The sequence below is a fragment of the Mesorhizobium sp. M7A.F.Ca.CA.004.12.1.1 genome (assembly GCF_003997835.1).
Classification (GTDB): Bacteria; Pseudomonadota; Alphaproteobacteria; order Rhizobiales; family Rhizobiaceae; genus Mesorhizobium.
In genome coordinates this window covers 1-3,672 of sequence record NZ_RZRK01000623.1, presented here as the reverse complement: position 1 = coordinate 3,672, position 3,672 = coordinate 1, and the positions used below count along the sequence as shown (strand labels likewise).

General features: G+C 62.1%; 4 protein-coding genes. 3 read left to right on the top strand and 1 reads right to left on the bottom strand.

The genetic code is table 11. The features are described 5' to 3' along the window. On the bottom strand, positions 1–799 hold a 799-nt coding region (panB, locus tag EN984_RS26370), incomplete at its 3' end, for a 3-methyl-2-oxobutanoate hydroxymethyltransferase (RefSeq protein ID WP_127384060.1). A 171-nt stretch (positions 800–970) separates the two neighbouring features. Here panB and EN984_RS26365 point away from each other — a divergent pair. The 3 genes from EN984_RS26365 to EN984_RS26355 all read left to right on the top strand — a co-directional run. Beyond that, the gene (locus tag EN984_RS26365) at positions 971–1,933 is read left to right on the top strand and encodes a membrane protein (RefSeq protein ID WP_024505567.1); all 963 of its coding nucleotides are present in this window, start codon (positions 971–973) and stop codon (positions 1,931–1,933) included. Between the two features lie 62 nt (positions 1,934–1,995). Continuing rightward, positions 1,996–2,970 carry a quinolinate synthase NadA gene (nadA, locus tag EN984_RS26360; RefSeq protein WP_095486074.1) on the top strand — a complete coding sequence of 325 codons (975 nt, stop codon included), beginning with the start codon at positions 1,996–1,998 and terminating at the stop codon, positions 2,968–2,970. Then, positions 2,967–3,672: FAD-dependent oxidoreductase (locus EN984_RS26355; protein WP_127384059.1), on the top strand; the 706-nt coding region annotated here is incomplete at its 3' end. The genes nadA and EN984_RS26355, both read left to right, overlap by 4 nt.

Below are 3,672 nucleotides of genomic sequence, written 5' to 3'. Positions count from 1 at the left end.
GATGTTCGACCGCCGGAAAGTGCCGGTTCCGCACATCGGTGGCGTAAGCGGCGATTGCCGCCTCAGCCTGCTCACCGAGCTCGGCATAGCGTTTGACGAACTTCGGCCGAAATGAGGTGAAGAGCCCGAGCATATCGTGGCTCACCAGAATCTGGCCGTCGCAAGCTGGCGAGGCACCGATGCCGACTGTGGGTATGTCGATATCGGCGGTTATCTGCCGTGCAAGCTGCTCCGGTATCTTTTCCAGCACCAAGGAGAAGGCGCCCGCTTCGGTTACCGCCCTGGCGTCGCGCCTGATCCGCTCTGCATCGGCTCCCCGGCCCTGCACACGATAGCCTCCAAACGTGTTTACCGCCTGCGGCGTCAGGCCCACATGGGCCATGACAGGTACGCCGCGCGCGGTAAGGAAGCGGATGGTTTCCGAGATGGTCTCGCCGCCCTCGATCTTTACCGCTGAACAACCGGTCTCACCCATCACGCGCGCAGCGTTGCCGAAAGCGTGCTCTGGGCTTTCCTCATAGGAACCGAAGGGCAGGTCGACGACCATCAGCGCGTGTTCAAGGCCGCGGCGAACGGCCTGTCCGTGCATGATCATCATGTCGAGCGTGACCCCCAGCGTCGACGACAGGCCGTGCAGCACCATGCCGACGCTGTCGCCGACAAGAACGATGTCGCAGTGGCGATCGAGCAGCCTCGCGACCGGCGTGGTGTAGGCCGTCAAGCATACAAGTGGCGTCTGGCCTTTTCGCGATCGAATATCTGGAGGAGTCATCCCTTTTATCTGACCAGCCGCGCTCAACCGAGGCCCCTTCCCTTACGTTACCAACAGCGGGTGTCGCGTTTGGCATATTTTTGTGCGACTGCGAAGAGCTAAAAACAGCGCTTGAGTACTCCGGTGTTGACGTGCTGGCTGCCAAGGTTACATTCAATCGATTAAGGCGCTCCGTTGGGCCAACCCGCTTTCGCAAACATGGATCCTCAGACAAGAAGAACCAAGAAAGGCAAAGCCGCCGTCAAAGCTGACGAAGCCAAAGTGGACCTGACTGCCGTCGTGGTCGCCGTAAACGACAGTGAGCCCTGTGTCCTCACAGTCGGTCATGCGGACACCCTCCCTTCCGGACCTTTTGCCCTTGAGCATCGATCACTGCAGTCGGGTTTGAGGGGGTGGGTGGAGCAGCAGACCGGCCATGCACTTGGATACATCGAGCAACTCTACACCTTCGCCGATCGCGATCGCATCGGCACTGAGCGCCACCAGCGCGTCATCTCAATCAGCTATCTCGCATTGACCAGGAAGGAACAGGCAACGAACTCGGCCGCGTGCGGCTGGCAAAGTTGGTACGAATATTTTCCCTGGGAGGACCACCGCTTCGGCACGCCGCCTGTGCTGCTCGATAGATTGCGGCCCCGCCTGATTGAGTGGGCCGGCGGCGCCAGCGAGCCGACCACTCAACGCGAGCGCCGGCAGCGCGCTGCGATAGCCTTCGGCTTCGACGACCGCCATTGGAACGAGGAACTCACGCTCCAACGCTACGAGTTGCTCTATGAAGCTGCTCTGATTGAGGAGGCCGGTGGCGGCAGGGACGCGATTGCGGCCGCGGCTGGCAAACCAATGGTCGCTGACCACCGTCGTATTCTGGCAACCGGGATCGCGCGGCTGCGTTCGAAGATCAAATACCGGCCGGTCGTGTTCGAGCTTATGCGGCCTTCCTTCACGCTGCTGCAACTGCAGCGAACCGTGGAAGCTTTGGCTGGCAGGCTGATCAACAAGCCGAACTTCCGGAGATTGGTCGAGCAGCAGGAACTTGTTGAGGAGACCGGGGAGACCTCCCTCGACACGGGCGGCCGACCGGCGAAGCTTTATCGCTTCCGGCATGCCGTCCTCGACGACAGGGCTATCGCCGGGACAAAATTACCGCTGGCGCGGGCTTGACATACTTATAGTCAAGGTAGATATATTCCCTTATTGTCAAACCGAATATAATCGAGGCGCCAATGACTGGGGCGTTACCTATGGCTGCGTCCCTGTATGAGCGTGTCCGGCGGGTGATCCCACCCGTTGAATGGCCCGCGTTCGCCGGCGATATTGAAGCCATCTTAGCGCTGAAGCGTGAGCGCAATGCGGTGGTGCTGGCGCACAATTACCAGACGCCCGAAATTTTTCATTGCGTGGCAGACATCGTCGGCGACAGCCTGGCGTTGGCCCACAAGGCGGTGACGGTCGACGCCGACATCATCGTGGTTGCCGGCGTTCATTTCATGGCCGAGACGGCAAAACTGCTCAATCCGAACAAGACCGTGCTCATCCCGGATCTCCGCGCCGGCTGCTCGCTGGCCGAATCGATCACGGCAAACGACGTGCGGCTAATGCGGCTGCGGTATCCGGGGGTCCCCGTTGTTACTTACGTCAACACTTCCGCCGCCGTAAAAGCGGAGTCCGACATCTGCTGCACGTCCGGCAACGCCAAGGCGGTGGTGGAATCGCTTGGCGTGGCGCGTGTGCTGATGCTCCCGGACGAATATCTGGCGAGGAACGTGGCAGCCGATACAGACGTCGAGATCATCGCCTGGAAAGGCCATTGCGAGGTGCATGAGCGCTTCACCGCAGCAGACATCCGGGAACTGCGCGATGCCCATCCAGGCGTCATCGTGCTGGCCCATCCAGAATGCCCACCAGACGTTGTCGCGGAGGCGGAGTTCTCCGGCTCGACCGCGGCGATGTCGGATTATGTCGAGCGTGAGAAACCGACGCGTGTCGTCCTTCTGACCGAATGTTCGATGAGCGACAACGTCGCGGTCGCGCATCCCGACGTCGAGTTCGTTCGCCCATGCAATCTGTGCCCGCACATGAAACGCATCAACCTGGCCAACATTCGCGCCGCACTCGAGCAGAACCGGCATGAGGTCCGGATTGATCCCGAAATTGCCGGCCCCGCCCGCCGCGCGGTCGAGCGCATGCTTTCTCTATGAGTCTGGAGGTTCGCGACATCGCCGGGGCGCCGGTCGTCATCGGCGGCGGCATTGCCGGCCTGATGACGGCGCTTCATCTGGCGCCGGAACCGGTCGTGCTTTTGACCAACGCGCCGCTTGGAACCGGAGCCTGCAGTGAACTTGCCCAGGGCGGTCTTGCGGCAAGTCTCGGGGGCGACGACGGCCCAGATTTTCACCTTTGCGACACGATAGCTGCCGGCGACGGACTCTGCGATGAGGCCACGGTGCGGCGAGTGGTACGAGCTGCACCCGAAGCGATTAGGACGATCCAAAGGTTCGGCGTCGACTTCGACCAGCACCCTGACCGCGCGTTGCGACTTGGGCTCGAGGCGGCACACTCGCGACGGCGGATTGTGCATGCAGCCGGCGACGCCACCGGTCGCGAGTTGGTGCGCGCGCTCGTCGCCGCGGTTCGGCGTACAGCCTCGATCACCATTATCGAAAATGTGGAGGTCCGCCGGCTGGTCGTGCAGGACGGGTCGGTCATCGCCGTGGTCGCAGCAGGACGAGCCGGCGCGCTCGCTCTGCCCACGCGTCGCGCGGTGCTGGCGACCGGCGGCGTCGGCGGGCTGTTTTGCGACACGACAAACCCCGCTGGCTCATGGGGTCACGGGCTGGCGCTCGCCGCATGGGCGGGGGCGGAACTCGCCGACTTGGAATTCATACAGTTCCATCCAACTG